Source organism: Pantoea sp. T14 (assembly GCF_036663535.1).
GTDB lineage: Bacteria > Pseudomonadota > Gammaproteobacteria > Enterobacterales > Enterobacteriaceae > Pantoea > Pantoea phytostimulans.
On record NZ_JAWUEB010000026.1, the window covers coordinates 360,423 to 380,424 of the forward strand.

The 20,002-nt window shown below is 48.6% G+C and carries 14 protein-coding genes; all 14 read right to left on the bottom strand.

Translation table 11 applies throughout. The features are described 5' to 3' along the window. Positions 1 to 9 precede the first annotated feature (9 nt). Complete coding sequence (locus SC127_RS16825) at positions 10 to 1,422, bottom strand: mannose-1-phosphate guanylyltransferase/mannose-6-phosphate isomerase (RefSeq protein ID WP_332627178.1); 1,413 nt, start codon at positions 1,420 to 1,422, stop codon at positions 10 to 12. A gap of 544 nt (positions 1,423 to 1,966) precedes the next feature. After that, positions 1,967 to 2,980: a UDP-glucose 4-epimerase GalE gene (gene galE / locus SC127_RS16830; protein WP_243077587.1), complete on the bottom strand. Its 1,014-nt coding sequence runs from the start codon at positions 2,978 to 2,980 to the stop codon at positions 1,967 to 1,969. A 52-nt stretch (positions 2,981 to 3,032) separates the two neighbouring features. After that, entirely contained in the window at positions 3,033 to 3,929 is an 897-nt protein-coding gene (gene galF, locus SC127_RS16835) for a UTP--glucose-1-phosphate uridylyltransferase GalF (protein ID WP_215846269.1), read from the bottom strand. Positions 3,930 to 4,332: 403 nt separating this feature from the next. Next, complete coding sequence (locus SC127_RS16840; protein ID WP_243077586.1) at positions 4,333 to 5,673, bottom strand: lipopolysaccharide biosynthesis protein; 1,341 nt, start codon at positions 5,671 to 5,673, stop codon at positions 4,333 to 4,335. Continuing rightward, entirely contained in the window at positions 5,670 to 6,893 is a 1,224-nt protein-coding gene (locus SC127_RS16845) for a glycosyltransferase (protein ID WP_243077585.1), read from the bottom strand. The genes SC127_RS16840 and SC127_RS16845 overlap by 4 nt, the downstream gene beginning before the upstream one ends. Positions 6,894 to 6,897: 4 nt before the next feature. Beyond that, positions 6,898 to 8,160, bottom strand: a complete 1,263-nt coding sequence (gene wcaK / locus SC127_RS16850) for a colanic acid biosynthesis pyruvyl transferase WcaK (protein ID WP_215846263.1) — start codon at positions 8,158 to 8,160, stop codon at positions 6,898 to 6,900. Positions 8,161 to 8,312: 152 nt separating this feature from the next. Beyond that, positions 8,313 to 10,529: a phage tailspike protein gene (locus SC127_RS16855; RefSeq protein WP_332627179.1), complete on the bottom strand. Its 2,217-nt coding sequence runs from the start codon at positions 10,527 to 10,529 to the stop codon at positions 8,313 to 8,315. Between the two features lie 88 nt (positions 10,530 to 10,617). Next, the gene (locus SC127_RS16860) at positions 10,618 to 11,652 is read right to left on the bottom strand and encodes a glycosyltransferase family 4 protein (RefSeq protein ID WP_243077583.1); all 1,035 of its coding nucleotides are present in this window, start codon (positions 11,650 to 11,652) and stop codon (positions 10,618 to 10,620) included. A gap of 49 nt (positions 11,653 to 11,701) precedes the next feature. Beyond that, positions 11,702 to 12,454, bottom strand: coding sequence for a glycosyltransferase family 2 protein (locus tag SC127_RS16865; protein WP_243077582.1), 753 nt, complete (start codon positions 12,452 to 12,454; stop codon positions 11,702 to 11,704). Between the two features lie 78 nt (positions 12,455 to 12,532). Next, entirely contained in the window at positions 12,533 to 13,450 is a 918-nt protein-coding gene (locus tag SC127_RS16870) for a glycosyltransferase family 2 protein (protein ID WP_215846260.1), read from the bottom strand. Positions 13,451 to 13,803: 353 nt separating this feature from the next. Next, positions 13,804 to 15,981, bottom strand: a complete 2,178-nt coding sequence (gene wzc / locus SC127_RS16875) for a tyrosine-protein kinase Wzc (RefSeq protein WP_332627180.1) — start codon at positions 15,979 to 15,981, stop codon at positions 13,804 to 13,806. Positions 15,982 to 15,993: 12 nt separating this feature from the next. After that, positions 15,994 to 16,428, bottom strand: a complete 435-nt coding sequence (locus SC127_RS16880; protein WP_215846254.1) for an arsenate reductase/protein-tyrosine-phosphatase family protein — start codon at positions 16,426 to 16,428, stop codon at positions 15,994 to 15,996. An 8-nt stretch (positions 16,429 to 16,436) separates the two neighbouring features. Then, positions 16,437 to 17,576 (bottom strand): polysaccharide export protein, encoded by a 1,140-nt coding sequence (locus SC127_RS16885; RefSeq protein ID WP_215846252.1) that lies wholly within the window; start codon positions 17,574 to 17,576, stop codon positions 16,437 to 16,439. 285 nt (positions 17,577 to 17,861) lie between these two features. Then, positions 17,862 to 19,295 carry an undecaprenyl-phosphate galactose phosphotransferase WbaP gene (gene wbaP / locus SC127_RS16890; protein WP_332627181.1) on the bottom strand — a complete coding sequence of 478 codons (1,434 nt, stop codon included), beginning with the start codon at positions 19,293 to 19,295 and terminating at the stop codon, positions 17,862 to 17,864. Positions 19,296 to 20,002 lie beyond the last annotated feature (707 nt).

Here is a 20,002-nt window from a genome sequence, read left to right on the forward strand (position 1 = left end):
CTGTCCTTACTAACTTGCAAACTGTTCTTTTATAAGAATAAGGTCGTCATCGCCCAAGTAAGATCCCGACTGTATTTCCAGAAGCTCTAAAGGGATTTTGCCTGGGTTTTCTAGCGTATGCGGATGGCCAATTGGAATAAAAGTAGACTGGTTTTCTGTCATTAACAGTGACTTGTCTTGAATAGTCACTTTCGCGGTGCCAGATAGAATTACCCAGTGTTCTGTACGGTGATAGTGCATCTGCAAATCGAAAGCTTCACCCGGTTTTACGGTGATGCGGTTAACGTTGAAACGGCCGGTATTCACCACCAAGTCACAGCGTCCCCAAGGCCAATAGGTTTCACGATGGCGGCGATACTCACTACGACATTCCCCTTTAAGGAATTCCACCACGCGTTTTACGTCTTGTACCTGGTCCTTACGTGCCACTAATACGGCATCTTTGGTGTTTACGATGACCAGGTCTTCCACACCAATCGCTGCAACCAACTGGTCTTCGCTGTTGATGTAGCAATTTTTAGTGTTGTGCAGAAAAGTGTCGCCCTTTAAGGAATTACCATGAGCGTCTTTATCGTTAACCTCCCATAATGCTGACCAGGAACCTACATCGCTCCAACCTGCTGCAAGTGGAACCACCACAGCGGAATCGGTCTGTTCCATAACGGCATAGTCGACAGACTCATCGGGGCAAGAGATAAAGTCATCTTTATCAATGCTGATGAAGTCATTGCCTTCCTTCACGTTAGCCATAGCAAGGCGGCAGGCTTCAAGAATATCAGGACGGTATTTTTCAAGCTCTTGCAGATAACGCTTAGCGCGGAACATAAACATACCACTGTTCCAATAATACTCCCCTGACTCAAGATACTGTTCAGCGGTTTTTAAATTCGGTTTTTCGACAAAGCGCTGTACTGCATAAGGTGCGTCTTCTTCACCCGGCAACGCTTCTCCACGTTGAATGTAACCATAACCGGTCTCTGGACCAGTTGGCACAATGCCGAATGTGACGAGTTTACCTTGCTTGGCATAGGCAGTAGCCGTTTTGATTGCATGATGAAATGCAGCGCGATCTTCAATCACATGGTCTGCAGCCAACACTAACAGAACCGGATCATCACCCTGCTCAACGGCGTTCAATGCCGCAAGCGCGATGGCAGGTGCAGTGTTACGGCCAACCGGCTCCAGAATTATATTGTGCGAGAGCTTATTAATTTGTCGTAATTGCTCAGCAACAAGAAAACGATGCTCTTCGTTACAAATCACCATGGGCGCGCGCGCCTCAATACCCGAAAGGCGAATGACCGTTTCCTGTAGCATGGAGTGTTCACCGTGAAGGCAAATAAACTGCTTTGGATACAATTCTCGGGAAAGGGGCCATAAGCGGCTGCCGGTTCCTCCGGCCATGATTACGGGAAGTAACATTCCACATCCTCTAACAGATTTAAACGTGCTATTGCATTTAAAGCGGGTCAATTTTTATTCAAATGAATAAAAAGCCACGCTACCGCCCTTGGCTTGCAGCAACCAATACGCTGTGTAAAAAACAGATCTATTGATGATTAATACCTTCATGTGTTGGTTATAATTTACACAACCCCATTCGAGTATTAAGACCACCGCAAATAGTACATTTTGTGCGGCAGAAATAACATGCCTATTGTTTATTTGTTAGCGATGAAAGCATTAGGCACATTTAACAAATATAATGAGCCAACAATGGGCAATAATTATCGAAAAAACAGCATAGTAGAACATTGCCTTTTTAGCCTTGATCGACAGCACAATGCGGTTATTCGAGCGCTTTTTAACTGAAAGCTGCCCAGGATAAATCTGTATTTGATGCTTTCATCTACCCTGGAAATTCACGAATAATCTTTAAATTAATACTGATTTATCGAATGATTTACGCATTTTAGACATTAAAAAGCCCGGCATTTAGCCGGGCTGGTTGGGTAAAGCTTAACGGTTATTTAAAACCATTAGGATTCTTGCTCTGCCAGTTCCAGGTATCACGCATCATCTCATCGATGCCGCGCGTCACACGCCAGTCCAGCTCATCATTGGCCAGCGACGCATCAGCCCAGAACGCCGGCAGGTCACCGTCGCGGCGCGGTTTGATCTCAAATGGAATCTTCTTACCAGAAGCTTTCTCAAATGAATTGATCATCTCCAGCACTGAGAAACCTTTGCCGCCGCCAAGGTTATAGGCTTTATACCCTTCCACCTTGCTTAAGTGATCCAGCGCTTTTAAGTGCCCTTCTGCCAGGTCAACCACGTGAATGTAATCACGCAGGCAGGTGCCATCTGGCGTATCGTAATCACCGCCGAACACGCCCAGCTTTTCTAAACGTCCAATCGCAACCTGCGCAATGTAAGGCAGCAAATTGTTTGGAATACCTGTTGGGTCTTCACCAATTTCGCCTGATTCATGTGCGCCAACTGGGTTGAAATAACGCAGCGCAATCGCTTTGAAGTTTGAATCGGCTTTAGCGAAGTCACGCAGGATAAATTCAGTCATCAGCTTCGAGGTGCCATACGGGCTTGTCGTTCCGCCAATCGGCGTGGTTTCTACGTACGGAACCGGCGCATCTGCGCCATAGACGGTGGCAGAAGAGCTGAAAATAAAGTTCCAGACACCTGCGCTGCGCATCTCTTCCAGCAACACCACAGTGCCCGCTACGTTGTTCTCATAGTATTCAAGCGGCATACGCGTTGATTCACCTACCGCTTTCAACGCGGCGAAGTGAATCACGGCAGAGATATCATTAGATGCGAACAGATCGCGCAAGCAGGCGCGATCGCGAATGTCGCCTTCAACAAAGGTGGCTTTCTTGCCAGATAACTTCTCTACGCGACTGATGGCTTCGCGCGAGGCATTGCACAGGTTATCCAGCACAACAACGTCGTCGCCACGCTGCAACAATGCCAGCACCGTATGGGAGCCGATATAGCCTGCGCCGCCCGTTACTAAAATAGCCATGTGAACTCCTTTCAGTCTGCCGCGTAAACACGCGGCACGTGAATGTTGAAGGTTACTTCGCCAGGATCTTTTGAATAGCTTCGCGGAAATCGCGACCTTGTGCGTTGTTACGCAGGCCGTATGAAACGAATGCCTGCATGTAACCCAGCTTACGACCACAGTCGAAGCTTTTACCCGTTAACAGCGAAACGTCTACCGTTTTCTGCTTGCTCAGGCTGGCGATAGCATCGGTCAGCTGAATACGACCCCACGCGCCTGGTTCGGTACGCTCCAGTTCTGCCCAGATATCAGCAGAAAGAACATAGCGACCTACCGCAGCCAGATCGGAATTCAGTTCAGCCGGGTTTTCTGGCTTCTCAACAAAGTTGGTGATGCTGCTAACATCGCCTGGGTTGTCGATAGGTTCTTCAGTGGTAATCACCGAGTATTCAGAGAGATCAGAGTTTGGCATGTGTTTCGCCAGCACCTGGCTGTGACCGGTTTCTTCGAAGCGTGCAACCATCGCTGCAAGGTTATAACGCAGGTGGTCAGCGGTGGAATCATCCAGCAGCACGTCTGGCAGTACCACGACGAACGGATTATCACCAATCATTGGGCGGGCACACAAAATGGAGTGACCAAGACCTAATGGTTGTGCCTGACGCACGTTCATGATGGTAACGCCCGGAGGACAGATTGATTGCACTTCGCTCAGCAATTGACGCTTAACGCGCGCTTCAAGCAATGCTTCCAGCTCGTAAGTCGTATCAAAGTGGTTTTCCACCGCATTTTTGGAAGCATGGGTGACCAGCACAATCTCTTTGATGCCCGCTGCAACACATTCATCCACGATGTATTGAATCATCGGTTTGTCGACAACAGGCAGCATTTCTTTCGGAATGGCTTTAGTCGCAGGGAGCATATGCATACCGAGACCCGCAACCGGGATTACTGCTTTAAGCTTGGTCATGTTTATTCCGTTTAATGAAGTGAAGATGTGGATCGATTATGCAGGATCGGCCAGAGCTGCAAGTATAATCTTTATCTGAAAATCCTACACTAACTGACTGTCAAATCATGGAAATTCGGCTTTTTACCTAGGGACAGAACGTGCAGAATATGAGGAAAGACAATCAGTAATCGCCAAATGAAATTCGATCCGGTTGGACACAAATCCGATCCGTCATGAAATAAGAAAACGCCCTGAGGCCAGCCAAAAAAAGAAACGGGCGACACCGTGTCACCCGTATAATTTGACGTTATATACCCTGAACTTACATCGCCGGAGCTTAGCCGATCTTGCCAGGTATTGCTCCGTTCGTCCCCTTGTTAAGCTGCGTTTCTACACACGGACTCTTCGTGGGAACAGGGCATTACAACCAGCGCTCAAACCACTCCGGCATTACAAACAAATTGAAGTGATTAATCAGCATCATTAGCCCAACGAACACCACTGAAACTGACATCCACTGACGCGCATAAGGCATAAAGCGAATACCAATCACCGGCTTGATAAAGAAAGGATGTGCCAGCGCGGAAATCAATACCTGAGAGATAGAGAGCGTTAATGCAACGTAGAGGACATTTGGCCAAAGGAAGGTCGTGGCTAATACCCCTAATACCACCAGGCTCGCGACAATGTTCCAGTAGAACTCCACGTTAGTGCGACCGTTCGCTTGCGAAATCGCCCCGGTCAAACCACCCATTGGACGCAGCATGCCGAACAACAACATCAGTGGGATCAGATGATAAACCTGCTCATGGGATGTGCCATACAGCACACGCACGATAACCGGAGAGAAGACGCCGATAACAAAATACATGGCGCTGCTGAACAACATAATCGCCAGCGTTCCCTTCAGGAACAGTTTCTTAAGCTGTTCAGGATCCTGCTGTTTCTCTGCAAAACGCGGTAGCGCTAAACGGTTAATCACCGGTGTAACCAGCTTCAGCGGTTGTAATACCAGCTCTTTCGCCAGTGAGTAAACCCCCAGCATCTCCGCGCCCATCACTTTACCCACCACGAGCGCATCGGCTTGGGTACGTAACTGATTGATCGTCTGCGATCCCAGCTGATAGCTACCGTAACGCACCGCGCCAATAAAGGTCGCTTTATCAAACTCCCACGTGGGACGCCATGATTTCTCGCCCAGCACAATCATGCAAATGATGCGGGTAAAGGCGTTAATGAATAGACCGAGTATGGCCGCGGCCACCGTAAGCGAGGTGTATTGCAGCATCGCCACTACGCACAGAAAGGCGAACAGCTTGGTGCCCATCTCAATTTTTGCCAGCGAGACCATCCGCTTGGTTTTGATGTAGTGCGCCTGGTATTGCGACAAATGCCCCAACACCAGAAAGTTCAGGCTGGTCAACATGATCAGACCAACCAGCTCTGGCAGGTGATAGAACCAGGCAACCGGAAAGGCAATCGCTAGCATGATCAAGCCAGTACATAAACTGAGTGAGACGTTCACCCAGTAAATGGTGCTCTGCTCGCGGCGAGTAATGTTCTGACGGTGCACGAGATAGCTGCTCATGCCCATATCCTGAAGTACACCCGCTACGGCCAGAATGGCGTTAATAATGGCTAAAAGCCCCAGTTCATGGGTTTCCAGCTTACGGGCGAGAAGGCTAAGTTGTGCAACCTGCAGCACCGCCGAAAAACAGGTGCTGCCAAACAACCAAATCGCCTGTGACTTAAATCCACTCACACCAATCGCTCCAGAATCTGTGCCAGCTCGCCATAAGCGATATGCTGATTAAATTCGGTCTCAACTTTGTGTCGAGCCGCTGCCACTACCGGCACGACATCCACTTCTCCCTGTGAGAGTTTCAGCAAGGTGTCCGCCAGCGCTTCCGGGTCATCTTCTTCAACTAACCAGCCGGAAACATTGTTTTCAATCAGTTCAGGGATGCCGCTATGAAAGGTAGAAACCACCGGCAAACCGACCGCCATGGCTTCCATCAGTGCCACGGGAATGCCTTCCATGTCACCATCGGCAGCCGTTTTAGACGGCAGCAGGAAGATATCAGCCTCGCTTAATGCTTTGCGGATCTCGTTCTGCGGCTTGAAGCCTGGCATCGTCACACAATCTTCCATGCCCTCTTCGGCAATAAAGCCGCGCATCATCTCATCCTGATCGCCATTACCAATAATGGTGTACTGGAACTGGCCACCGCGCTGTTTCAAAATTGCGCTCGCTTTCACCGCGACATCCAGTCCTTTCTTCTCAGTGAGACGTGCAACCGAGACAATCCGCAAAGGTTTATGAAATCCCTGACGCGGCTGAAAATTAAATTTCTCAGGCTCAATTCCCATGCGGGTAACATGAATTTTTTCTGGCGGGCAACCCATCTCAATCAGCTTGTTCTCCCATAAATGGCTGATCGGCAACATCAGTTCGCTCTGCTCAAACAGATTGATGTAATCGTGTTTGTGCTCCTCCAGAATGTGTCGACGTGAAATGTCAGCACCGTGAAACACGGTGGCCTGTTTGCCCTTCAGCACGCCCAACTCGCGTAACTTATTGGCGAGCGCACCTGCATAGCCAAAATGCACCAGAAACACATCAGCAGTGAAAATCTGGGACGCATTTGCCACAATTGATGGCAACAACAGTTTGCTGGATTGTGCGCCATAGCGGCGCACATTGAGCGAACGAAGCAGCGAAGATTTGGTTATCTTCGGCAAGACCAGCTTGAGGCGCTGGATCAGCTTATCCACCAGCGAGACTTTCTCTTCCGGCAACAGATAATGTGTCTTAGCCGCCAGCCCATACTCATCAAAGGCAGCGTGCCGATTCACCAAATCACCGGGAAATACCGAAATAATCTCCACATCGTAACCGGCATCAATAAAATGGGTTACCTGATTCAAAACAAAGGTTTCGGAGGCAACCGGGAAACGCATGGTGAAAAAAGTCAGCTTCATCTGATTACCCTAATACTTTGAGAATCTCTTCAGTGATCCGATTGCCAATTTCCCTTTCATTCGCAACGGCCGTGTCGACCTTGTGCTTGATGTTGTCGTAATCAGCAAGAACGGTCTTAACCTTGTCGATCAGCGAACCATCCATCAGGCTTTTGACATCCGTTGCCATCTGCGGCAAACCAAGCTGATTCATCACACCCATCGACTTGTGCTCGTAGTTGATCGCAACGGCTGGCGTGCCGAAGTTCATAGAAATAATGGCGGAATGCAGGCGAGTGCCGATCGTCAAATGACAGTGGCTTAAAAGGATTCCCAATTCAAGGTCATTGAATTCGTCCATGATGACATGGTAATGCTCAGGCTGTGCAACGTGGTCGCGTAACGTTAACGCCACCATGCGGTCATCTTTCGCGTAGCTGTCGATGCCGGTACAGGTTGAGAAAGCCACAACCTGATAGCCTTCGGCAATCATCGCGTTAATGACGCGCCCAAAAGCCTCTTCATACTCTTTCTGGGTCACACCCAGACGCTTGTCAAACGGCGCCAGTTCACGCACGGTAATGGCGATCGTTTTGCGCGCGCTGATAATAGATTGCCAGTGACGCAAGTTATGACTTGGATTTTCAACTTCACGCGCTTTAACCAAAAACGCGGTATCAACGCCGGCAGCGACTTTAGAGCTGGTCACACCATCGCGCTTCATCAGATCAAGACTGACAGATTCACGCAATACCAGGCTGTTTACGCGGTCAAACACAAAGTTCGCCAGGGCGTTAACGCGAGGATTCTGGAACGGGCCGACTGAGTGACCAATCATGTAAATCGGCTTCTTCGCCATCAAGGCACACAGCGCATGGTCAAACTGGGTAACGCCATACAGATCGACGAAGAATGAACCGCCAACCTGAATAATTGCATCGTACTGTTTCAGGCTTTCAGTAAAGGCTTTGAGGTGCGCTGGTACAGAAAAGGATTTATACAAGCCGCCTTTGCCCAAGTGCGCCATCATGATGTCAGGCATCAGACGGTTCGCGACTTTACGCTTTACTGAACCGACCAATCCTTTACCTGACTTGCTGTTGTGCAAAAACAGCGAGTCTTGCTGAATGTGCTGTTGAAGCAAATAACCAGAGCTGGTTGGATAACGGCTAATGACATCGATATCAAGATCACTACGCGCGGACTGCATCGAATCAATCAGTCCACGAAGAATCGCGCCATCCCCACGATTCCCACAGGTATGGTTACCCACCAATAAAATTTTCATAAAAACTCCAAATAAATTTTTCTAATTCTGCAAGCCGCCATCTTCCAAACTGGCAAAGTGAACTCTGTTAAAGCACTGCAATAAGGCAAATAAACCCAAAAACCCGCTCCTGAAACTGCAGGCCGCCTCCATTTTGGCGGCCCGTTTAAATGCTATGACTTGATGGCAAAATAAGGCATCGCGACCTGCTTGCCATTAATGACTACCGAGACAAATCCTGCAGGCTTACTGGTATCAACCTGATCGTCAGAAAGCGGACGCGAGGCAATAAGCAGATCGCCCTCTTCGTTCGCGCCAATGCCCGCTTTCCCGTTGTGCAGGCTGAAACGCTGAGGCGCTTTTTTGCTTTCCTCGCCGCCCGGCGGATTGGCGGGCACCATTTTGGCGTTAACGCGGGCGCAGCGGCCGGTATCAAAGCGCGTTTTGCCAGTGCTTTTCACCAATACCACTGCGGCAGGCGTCCAGCCTGCCAGCTTGACGAAAACACGCACATCGGTGTCGTGCTGCGCAACGTAGCGCACCTCAACCACCGGGCAGCTTCCTTCGGCAGACCAGCTGGCTTCCGACTTGCCCTTTTTGCGTTGAACATGGATCACCGCACGGCCACCGGTTGTTTTGTCATTCACGACATTCATTAACGGCTGCGAGTCAGTACCGTTATTGAATTGCGACTGGCCAAAAATTTCGATTTCCCATGAATCACCGACATCAGGGGAATAAAGACTGCCCAGCTCAAACCAGGTTTGTTGGTTCGAATTATTTTCCAACCGCCAGCGCGATGTGATGTAGTTGTAATTTAGGCTGCCATCAATGGCGACACCGTAAGATTCAACCCGCGTCGAACCCATTTCCCAAACACTGAGCCAGCGATCGCCCTGCGAAGAGTTATCAATCCAACTACCTGATTGCAGGCTGGTTTGACGCATGTTCAAGCGCGAGTTGTGCGCTATCAGCGGGTTTTTACAATCTTCCAGGCTGAGTGCATCAACGATCCATTGCCCGTTAGAGATGTCTCCGGGATAGTCGCAGTGCTCGATCCAGCCATTATGAATGATGGACTGAGCGCAGCGCGGCAGATTCAATACCTTGCCGCCACGACAGTTTTGGGCGTTGAAATTCGACAGCTCAATCGCCGTACTGTGATCCCAGTTGCCTTTTTTCTGGCCAGACCAACCGGCTTTGATGACATCACCGGTACAGCGTGACGCGTACCATTGGTCGATTTTGCAATCCAGCGTATCCAGCAGGCTCAATGCCGTGCCACCCACATGCGTGAAGCGTAAACATGAGCCGCGGAAGAATTGTCCTCCCGGACAGCTGTTGCTAAACAAGCCTTGCTGGTTGGGATGGGTATCCGTGTTGCCGTTGAAAATCAGGTTGGAGATTTCCACCCAGCGAGCATTAACTTTGAAGATAAAATCGGATTTACCGTCGGACACCAAAGTGGTCGCAGGAAAATAACCGAAGTTCACCATCGCGCCCGAAATACGGAAGAAGCGCATATTATCTGGGCCAAAATCACAGGCCGTAACAAAGAAGGTACCTGCCGGGAACTGCACGCAAATCTGCAGATCAGCGGCTAGCGACCATTGATACATCGCTTTAATCGCAGGCGCGGTATCTGTTTTGCCATCTGCAATCGCGCCAAAATCAAACAGCGTCAGGCGGTTGTAATCTTCAATAACGCGACGCCAGTGAAAACCCTGCCCTGCAAAATTAACGCCGTCATCATCTTTCGCATCCTGGAAACTGCCGACGAACTCACCGCCGCCAACTTCAAGGCCCGCGTGCCAGCTTTTCAGCTTGATTTTTGCCCCTTCAAACAGCGGACGCGTTTTACGCAGCTCTTCCACCGAAGGGATTTCGCCAATCAGCTGATAACCCGTGGGCTGTGCCAGCCGTTGGCTAAAATCCGCCTGCCCTGGACGGTTCACATCAGCAATGTTAAACAGCGTTTGACCGTTGCTGTCCTCAACGGCCATGGAATGCGACGGATCGGCGATCAACGCGGCATTGTCATGAATGAATTGCGCAAAATTGCCTTTGTTCAGCGAAATGGGCTGGCTGATCTCAGAGACTTTACCGTTGGCATCACGCAAAAAAACAGGAATTTGGTTACCTGGTTTACTGGCATCGCTGCCCGCTTTGCCAATCCATAATTTACCCTCAAAACCTTGCCAGAACTGAGGTGGCATGGCATAGACATTTTCTGGCGTTAAGATCGGTACGTCGCTTTTGGGTACAGCGGTGGCATCAACCGGCTTAAGCGCAATACCATTACTTTTTGCTGCGTAGCTGGAAAAGGTGCTCACAGAGAGGGCACCAACAATGGCTGAGGCTGCGCTTTGCAACACTTCTCTTCTTTTCATGCAACATATCCCGTGGTTAATGAGGCCGTGTTATCGGCCAAGGCTTAGTCCCTTGAGGCATTTTGCAATTGGGTAGGATTTACCCGAGTTAAACCAACGCCAGCCAGCTTTGCTTGATTTGATTACCGTCGAATTTCAGCGCGGTTTCTTTTGTTTTTTCACTCATGGCATAGAACAGCGCATCATCACTGGCCAGCTGGTTCATGCGTGCCAGAAAGTCCGCTTTGTCGTTCATGGGAACCAGAAATCCATCTTCACCGTGATTGATGATCTCTTGTGGCCCAGTTGGGCAGTCATAGGCCACCACCGGCAGCGACCATGCTTTCGCTTCGAGTAACACCAGCGGTAAGCCTTCATAGCGTGACGTCATCAGCGCCATATCGCTGTCGCGGTAGTAATCATTGATATTGCTGACTTTGCCGACAAAATTAACACTGTCTGTGATACCCAATACCGCGGCCTGATCGTGCAACTGCTGACGCAGTTCACCATCACCGGCAATCACCAGCGTCCAGTCAGGATGGGTTTTGGCGAAGTCGCGCCAGATATCCAGCAACAGATCAAATCCCTTTTGATGATCTAAACGGCCCACAGCTAATGCCTGACGGTTACGCGTCTGGCGCTGAAAGGCTTTAAACACCACAGGATTAGGGATTTGTTTGCTAGGAATGTGCCAACGATTAAAAACCTGATGATCTTTATCGGTCAGCACAATTACGCGATCGTAGTAGCGCAGCAGCAGATACTTGAGGAATTTGATGGGTTTACTGAAGGAATTAATTGCAATGTGTTCACACGCGTAGGCTTTGCCGCGTTTTTTCTTCATCGACATCAGGTTCCAGAAAGCGAACATCACACTCAGGCGACCCATGCTGATCAGGAAAACGGTATCAAAATCTTCCTCATGGATACGGCTGACGGCGCTTTTAATCGGATTACTGTGTCCCTCAAAGCTAACGATCTCTTTCACATGCTCAAAGGGATAGAAGGTTTTTCCGCTGCCTTCCAACGAGTAAACGGTGACATCGTGCGTTTCGCCAAGACACTCTGACATGAAGTTACAGATGTTCTCGGTGCCCGCATACGAGTAGGCATCTTTGATCACCAGGACAATTTTTTTCATGTAACGCAATCCACCTCAAAATGAGTAAAAGACAATCCTGCCGATCGGCTTAACGATGCTTCAAGGTAAACAGCACACCATTCACCATATACCAGCCGTAATAGTAATAGATTTTTAACGGATTGTTTTTATAGATAATTCTTAATAATTCAAGGTGCCACTTCGCCGCTTTGTTCTTATTGCGCGAAAGTGAATCACCTAATTCGTAATAATTGACAAGAATTGTCTGAATAACGCGTGCTTGCTTGTAGCGACTGAACAATTCGTAGAGAAACAGGAAATCTTCGTGGCCTTTGCGCTGGAAAAAAATACCCTGCGGCGGACGGCGGAAACAGACCGATGAAAAACAGACGCGGTACTGCTTCTTCACGAAATTTTCTTGTTGGAGGTAGGGTTTTGAATAGGTGATGTCGTGGTCAGCTTTTTGGGTTTTGTAGTGATACTCGGTGATCACAAAATCATCCCCGGCGGCAATCGCTGCGACTTGCTGCGCCAGCTTGTCAGCATGCCATTCGTCATCGCTGTCGAGGAAAGCGATGATCTCCTCTTTAGCCGCACGCAGCCCGACATTGCGGGTCTCGGCGGCGCCCATATTAACGGCGTTATCCAAAATGGTGATGCGTGCATCCTGACAATTTTCGCGCACGAACGCCAGCGAGTCATCGGTAGATTTATCGTTTATCAGGTAAAGGTGCCAGTCTGTGTGACTCTGATTGATAACCGATTGCACGGCGCGTAATACCGTCTGACGTGCATTGTACATAGGCATAACAATGCCGACGGTTCCAACTTGATTATTCATCTTCATACCTGAATAAAAGAAAAAAGTGTATCCAAAGGGTTGCTCCTGCGTTCAGGAGCAATGATGAGCAAAACTGCGTCAGGAAAGCGCTTTTTCTCCGCCAAAGCGCGCTCTCACCTTGTCTTTCAGGCGATTCATAAAGTAAGCGCGGTTGTCTTTATTGGTGAGGAAGAAATAGCGCGCAAAGCTCAGGCTCGCCATCAGCGAATTGCCGTCCATTTTGTAGCGCAGCGGCAGTTTAAAGGCTTTATAGGTGTGAATGTCACGCGAGGTAAGGTGCGGTTTCATCGTATCCAGCCAGAAAATCGAATACTTCACTGACTCGCCTTTGTGCTTGGAACCAAATTTGGTCACCAGATGATAATTAGCTAAAGGCGCAGCGATCATAACGAAGTCGTAGCCCATGCGATCGGCGCGAATACAGAAGTCATAATCCTGATGGCGAATATAGCGCGTATCAAACTGGATTTTGGCCGCATCTTCACGCTTCAACACGATAGTGCTGGTCTGAATAAAGCCGTAACAGCCGAACAGATACTCAGCAACCGTTTCATCTTTGCCCGGCGGCTGCATCGGCATCACTTTCAGAAAAGAGCCATCCTGATAAATATTTACCTGACTAAAGATGATGAAGTTCTGCTTGCCCTGCGCGTCCAGCTGAGCAATTTTCTCGCTGACATGAAGCAGTTTATCTGCATGCCATTCATCATCGGCATCCAGAAAGCTGACGTAATCGCCGGTAGCTAACTCGATGCCTTTGTTACGTGCACCGGCACCGTTGAGCTTGACCTCAGAGAGCACCAGATTAATGTCCAAATCCTGATAACGCTCGCTGCGAACCACCTCTGCCAGCGCGGCAGCATCAATGGATTTGTCATCCACAATGATCACTTCGAAATTGCGATAGCTTTGCGCCTTGACGCAATCCAGCGTCGTCACAATCGATTCTGACGCATTATAAGCGGGAATTACGATGGAGAAGCGAATATCCTTCATTACCAGCACCTCATTAAAAACATTTCCAAATTCAAAGATATAACGTATGGATGACCAAGGATAACCGGTGATGTCCTAATTTGTTGGCGACGCTTTGATCGCCACTTTTCCTACAGCTGCAATCGATAAACTGTTTTTTAACTAGAAGGAAATACAACGCGGCGACAGGAAATTTGTCAGGCAAAAGTTATAAAATGGCCATTGAAGACTCAATGTATTAATGCTTTTACAACCCTTAAAAAGATCTTAATACAACATTACCGGGATTTTGCGCAGGTCAGCTTTTGTCTAGTGTGAGTGAAAATAACGACATAAAAAGGGGCGGTCAAACCGCCCCTTTATTCACTCAATGATTAACTTTTGGTTGGTTTGCCATACTCATAATCGTAATAGTCATAACCGTAACCATAAGCATTGGCCGCTTTACGGACCACGGCGTTAAGGATCACGCCTTTAATTTCAATGCCGTTTTGTGCGAAGCGCTTGAAGCTGACATCCACTTCTTTGGTGGTATTGGTTTCAAAACGCGCCACCATGAGTGAAGTTCCTGCCAACTTACCGATGATTGAGGCATCGGTGACGGCCAGAATCGGTGGTGTATCGATCAGAACCAAATCGTAGTTCTTGCTCGCCCAATCCAGCAGCTCACCCATGCGACGGTGCATCAGCAGCTCAGATGGATTAGGTGGCACCTGACCGCGTGGCATGAAGTCAAAGCCGTAAATGCCTTTCTGAATCATTGCTGGATTGAATTCAGTTTTGCCAGAAAGAATATTGGATAAGCCAGACTTGTTCTCTGCACCCAGCAGCTCATGGGTATAGCCGCGGCGCATGTCACCATCGATGAACAGGACGCGCTGGCCCGCTTTTGCAACCAGCGTTGCCAGGTTGGCACAGATAAAGGTTTTACCAATACCCGGGCTCGCACCGGTAATCATCAGGATGTTGTTCTTGGCTTCCATCATGGCGAAATGCAGGCTGGTACGCAGGCTACGAATCGCTTCAATAGAGAGGTCAGTTGGATTCCCTAATGCCAGCAGCGTGTCGTGCGGATCGGTTTTCACCTTATTGCCACGGCGCGCCAGCGCTTCGGTATCTTTCTTACGCTGCCATTCGGAAAGGGGGACGCTGGCATAGACGTTCATGCCCAACTCTTCCAGCTGGTCCGGGTTTTCAATACCGTGATGCAGCAAGGCTTTCAGCAGCACCAGGCCAACCGAAACAAACAGACCAAAGATCAAGCTTGCAGCGATAATCAAGGCTTTCTTCGGTGCAACAGGCGAGTTAGCCGTTTCGGCGCCATCGATGATACGAACATCACCCACGGTGCTGGCTTTGCTGATGCCTAACTCTTGTTGGCGATTCAGCAACTGCATGTAGATTTCCTGACCTGACTGCACATCACGCGTCAGACGTAAGATCTCTTGCTGCGTCTGCGGCATGCCTGAAATTTTCTTGTTCAGCTGCGCCTGCTCACCTTCCAACGTTTTGCGTTTTTCCAGCAATGCGCGGTAGGTTGGGTGATCTTTAGTGAACAACTGAGAAACTTCCGCTTCGCGGAACGTCAGTTCATTCAATTGACTCTGCACGCTAACAGATGAATCTAAAGCCGATTTCGCTTCCAGTGACAGGTCAACCGAGTCGTTCTGACGACGGAAGGTGTTCAGCTTGTCTTCAGCAACGTCCAGTTTAGAGCGGACTTCCGGTAACTGTTTACGCAGGAACTCAAGGCTCTTCTCTGCTTGTTCAGACTTACGTTCAACGTTCTGTAACAGGTAGTTGTTAACAATCTGGTTTAATACCTTGCTGATCAGCTCTGGATTCTCACCCACATACTGAAGTCCCAGCACACCTGTATCTTTACCTTTGTCCGCAACAGTTAGATTGCCAAGCACTGAATTAATTGCCTGCAATTCGTTCAGCTTTGTGACATTAAAGCTCGTGCCTTCATCAGCATTAATGCCGCTCACCAGCATGGTGACATCGCCATGCGTTTCCAGCTGGCCAACTTTACCTTTGAACAGCTCATCACCATCTTTAGAAACGGTATAAGAGTCTGGTCCAGTCACTTCCAGTTCTACGGTACGTTTATCGATGGTGCGTGGAATTTCCAGACGCGAGATAGCCAAATCAAATGGTTTATTGCCCATCAGACGCGACAAACCTTTACCAATAACCGGGAAGTAGTTCTGCTCAACAACAGTATCTAATCCCAAATCAGCCACGGTTTTACCGATAACCATACGAGACTCAAGGATTTGAATCTCAGTATCGGATGCTGGCGTAGCCGGCATGAGGCTGTCCAGATCGTTCAGTACCGAGCTGGCATTTTTCTGCTCAACCTGAACTAAAGCGTCAGCGCTATAAATCGGTGTAGCGAACAGTGTGTAGAGCGTTGCCACCAGCATAAAGAAGGCGGTAACCGCAACAATGATCCAGCGGTGATCAATAAGCTGTCCCACAAGATGCGCCAGATCCCATCCATTCGAATCCTCTCTCGGCGCGGTCATAACCTTGTTTTTTATATTCATGGATAATCCCAACTATCGGCTTAATACGTTGACCCATTTCTGGGTAGCGTTTTCCAGTAACCCGTAAACCTCTTCAAAGGCCTCACGGCTTTTTCTGTACGGATCCGCAATTTCTCGTTGATTGAGCCAGTGCCCAAGCAACATGGTTTTGCCACGTGCGGCCGGGTCGATGCGATTGACCTGCTCCACATGACGCTTCTCCATCACCAGAATCAGGTCATAGTCACGGCACATCTCTGCCGTTAACTGCTGAGCCTCATGACCTTCAAGCGACAGCCCATGAATGGCGGCCACATCGCTGGCGGTCGGATCTGCCGGATAACCTTTTAGGGCACCTAGCCCTGCAGAGGCTACCCGAGTCTGAGGAAGCGCACGTTTGAGCAAGCGCTCCCCGGTGGGAGAGCGACATATATTGCCAACGCACACGACTAACACGGACGTAATCATGGTTGAACCTAGTTAGACCAGTTGCGGAAACGCAGTGCGGCCTCGCTCGCATCGTTGATGCCCGCGATGGTTGGCAGCAATTGCGAAATTACGCGGTTCCAACGCGTGAGCGGCGTGGAGGTGACATAAACGATGTCATAAGGTTCCAGTTGGAATTCGGTACCCATCACCATCGATGCCGCATCTCGGGTATTCAACTGATAGATGTTGGCGATCTTAGTGCGATTGGTGCCGCGGATCGGACGGATAACAAACACGCCGGTTGCATCAGACGTGGTCTGATCTACGCCCTGTGCGTTACCCAATGCTTCTGCCAGCGTCATGCCGCTGCGATCCATTTTGAGGGTAGTTTGCTGTCTGACTTCGCCCATGACGAAGACTTTGAGATCATCGTTACGAGGTACGTACAGAATGTCGCCTGGATAGAGCAGATGGTTCTGGCTCAGATCACCGTTTTGCATCAACGCCTGCAGGGAAACACGTTGCTCGCTACCGTTGTGCGTAAGCACAACGTTACGCCAGTCTGCATCTGCAGTCAGACCGCCAGCGGCATTGACAGCATCAAGGATGGTCAATGGCACGTTGGTAATCGGCTGCTGACCTGATGTCGTTACCGAACCGGTTACGTAGGTTTTCTGTGATTTGAACGAGGCGATGCTGACATCAACCTGCGGGCTTTCGATGTACTGTGCAAGTCGGCGTGCAACTTCATTACGTACATCACCCACAGTGCGGCCCGCTACGCGAACTCGACCTATGTATGGGTAGAAAATCGTACCATCGGAATGTACCCAGTTGCCGGTATCGCTGGCGCTGCGGTATTGACCTGCTGGCGTGGTTAACTCAGGGTGATCCCACACGGTGACAGTCAGAACATCGCCGACACCGATACGATACTCATAGCTCTGAATTTCATTCTGCAACGCTGGGTTGGCTTGGGCAACCAGCGGCTTAGGACGCATCTGCTCGACCAGACGCGGTGTTAATGGAAAAACGTTGACGTATTTATCGATGTCAAAGTTGCTATCCTGTTGCTCAATGACATCTTTTCCCGATGTGGAAAGGTGCTGACCTGGTTGGATCGTACACCCTGAGAGAAAAGTGGCGGATACCAGTAAAGGTATCAATTTCATTTTGATTGTAATCATTTAGATCTTCGCTATCAGTTATTGATTGATAGAGGCGAATACGCCGCTGTGTAAGCGTCCAACAAAAAGTAAAAACTACCTAATTAAGCACTGAACTTGTCGTTCATTATCCTTGCTCCTGTCTTTTTTGTAGCCGCCGGTCAACAAGGCGAAATAAGGCGAACCCATCATTACCCGTTATAAATGACGACTTAACGCGTCCTTGAATAGGGCAGCTAACGACACACCTAACAACGGCATTAAATAAGAGAGCGCCCGTGTTACGCTCTCCTTCTCGCCCTCTGATCAATACGCGCCATCCCGCTTCAGTACGACACCCACTGTTTTAAAAAGAATGGCGATATCATTCCACAGAGACCAGTTTTTAACATACCACGAGTCGAAGTACACACGTGTTTCATAATCAACGTCATTACGGCCGCTGACCTGCCACAATCCCGTCATGCCTGGCTTTGCCATCAGGTAATAATCAACATCACCGGCATAACGACAGAGTTCATCTTCAATTACTGGGCGCGGTCCTACCAGGCTCATATCGCCACGCACTACGTTCCAGAGCTGCGGCAATTCATCGAGGCTGGTTTTGCGAATAAAGTGACCGACCTTGGTGATACGTGGATCGTTCTTCAATTTGAAGTCTTTGTCCCATTCCGCACGTGCGATGGGATCGGTGCGCAGGACTTCTTCTAAAACTTCTTTCGAATTAATCACCATCGAACGGAATTTAAGACATTTGAATTTACGTCCACCCAAACCTACACGTTCATGACCATAAATTGGCGGACCACCGTCACGGCCCACCAGGAAGCCAAGTACCAGTAGTGCAGGCAGCAGCATCAAGATGATTGAGAGCGCACCGACGATATCGAAAGCCCGTTTCAGGAAACGCGATGTCCGTTTTGCAAGGTTATTCTGCACACGAAGAATCATCACTTCATGGCTGAAGATATAAGCCATATCCGTACCGTAAAGCGGCACGCCACGCAGCGTTGGAATAACAGAGACTGAACGGCAATTATGCATTGCCAGCGATTTCAGCCACATATCGCGGTACTGGCTCTGTTCGAACTCAACCGCCACGATAAACTGCGTTTCGCTATTCGTCAGATTCCACAGCTCTTGCTCGTCACGCAGCACCGGCACGCCAGACATGCTGCCATGAGGGCCGCTACCGTCGACGTCATAGAAGGCGATGACATCAAAGCCCATCACTTCTTCGCTTTGCAGCGCTTGCCAGGCTTCATGGGCATTTTTGTTGCTGCCGATGATGATGGTTTGCTTTTTCCACAAGCCATATTTATTTAACAGGCGCTTTGAAAGTGCGCGACAGCTTGGAATTAAAATCAGCGCTAATATCCAGGTTAATATCCAAAGGAAGCGCGAAGTTTGCCATTGAGACAATGCCGTGATCGACAAATCAATAACAGAAAATATAAGAATGGTACGAAAAATTTCTTTTAATTCGAACCAGAAAGGTTTGCGGTAAGTATAATGACGCAACCTTACCCAGAACCAACCCACGCTAATAATTGATAAGCAAATGTGTGTGGCTATTTTTAAATTGAGTTCTTTTTCAGAAATATCTGCCAAAGGTGAATCAGACATCATATTAATAAGCGCCATCGCAATAAATAAAGCTGCGTTGAAACAAATTAAATCTGAAAAAGCTAACAATAATTTGGTGATAAGACTTTTAAACGTAAATTCTGTATCGCGCATATTTAACTCTTTATTTTATTTCCTTAAACCCGTAACGCTCCAACCTTGTGTATTAAATGAGCAGTGATGAATGTTCAGGTTGAATCGTTTCTTAGGGGAGCTCCTGCGGCGTTTACGCCAATGCTCTTACCAATAAAAACAAGAAAATTGTTATAAATACCAACAGATTAGTCCGACTTTTTCCTGCGCGGTAATCGTCTGTTTAATAAACGAGAAAAGCAATTCAGGCACGCTACCGCCCTTGGCTGTCGCTGCCAATACCGCTGTTCGTCATATTTCCTTGCCGGTTATCCACTAAAATGAGATGCAAATCGCCACTTTTAGAGGACGAGATCACAATTCATGACATTAAACGCCGAATCACTGCGCGAATTGTCTCATTAGCGCAGACATTTACTAACCCGTTGCTATACTAGTTATTACTGGCTTGTTTACAAGTAGGCCCCGCCTTCCCTGCACTATTTTAGGAAAAAGACTACCAGCCATTAGTATTGATATCAGTCACGGCGTGCAATCTTTTCTCTAATTTTCAGATTTTTTCCATATCCCTACCCCCACCAAATCGTATAAGAATTACAGAGAAATAAGATCCTCATGAATTTTATTTACTCGTCTACGCGTCCTTGTATTGTTTGCCAATTTAATACAACGTGATTAGCTCGATACGTTACAAGACAAGAACAATCTCAGGTCACTTAACAGCATGC

What these genes read in the sequence shown, in the direction of transcription:
- SC127_RS16855 (WP_332627179.1), bottom strand. Translation starts at nt 10,529, where the DNA reads ATGAAAAGAAGAGAAGTGTTGCAAAGCGCAGCCTCAGCCATTGTTGGT.
- SC127_RS16865 (WP_243077582.1), bottom strand. Translation starts at nt 12,454, where the DNA reads ATGAATAATCAAGTTGGAACCGTCGGCATTGTTATGCCTATGTACAAT.
- SC127_RS16825 (WP_332627178.1), bottom strand. Translation starts at nt 1,422, where the DNA reads ATGTTACTTCCCGTAATCATGGCCGGAGGAACCGGCAGCCGCTTATGG.
- SC127_RS16870 (WP_215846260.1), bottom strand. Translation starts at nt 13,450, where the DNA reads ATGAAGGATATTCGCTTCTCCATCGTAATTCCCGCTTATAATGCGTCA.
- wzc (WP_332627180.1), bottom strand. Translation starts at nt 15,981, where the DNA reads ATGAATATAAAAAACAAGGTTATGACCGCGCCGAGAGAGGATTCGAAT.
- SC127_RS16885 (WP_215846252.1), bottom strand. Translation starts at nt 17,576, where the DNA reads ATGATTACAATCAAAATGAAATTGATACCTTTACTGGTATCCGCCACT.
- wbaP (WP_332627181.1), bottom strand. Translation starts at nt 19,295, where the DNA reads ATGCGCGATACAGAATTTACGTTTAAAAGTCTTATCACCAAATTATTG.
- SC127_RS16880 (WP_215846254.1), bottom strand. Translation starts at nt 16,428, where the DNA reads ATGATTACGTCCGTGTTAGTCGTGTGCGTTGGCAATATATGTCGCTCT.
- wcaK (WP_215846263.1), bottom strand. Translation starts at nt 8,160, where the DNA reads ATGAAAATTTTATTGGTGGGTAACCATACCTGTGGGAATCGTGGGGAT.
- SC127_RS16860 (WP_243077583.1), bottom strand. Translation starts at nt 11,652, where the DNA reads ATGAAAAAAATTGTCCTGGTGATCAAAGATGCCTACTCGTATGCGGGC.
- SC127_RS16845 (WP_243077585.1), bottom strand. Translation starts at nt 6,893, where the DNA reads ATGAAGCTGACTTTTTTCACCATGCGTTTCCCGGTTGCCTCCGAAACC.
- galF (WP_215846269.1), bottom strand. Translation starts at nt 3,929, where the DNA reads ATGACCAAGCTTAAAGCAGTAATCCCGGTTGCGGGTCTCGGTATGCAT.
- galE (WP_243077587.1), bottom strand. Translation starts at nt 2,980, where the DNA reads ATGGCTATTTTAGTAACGGGCGGCGCAGGCTATATCGGCTCCCATACG.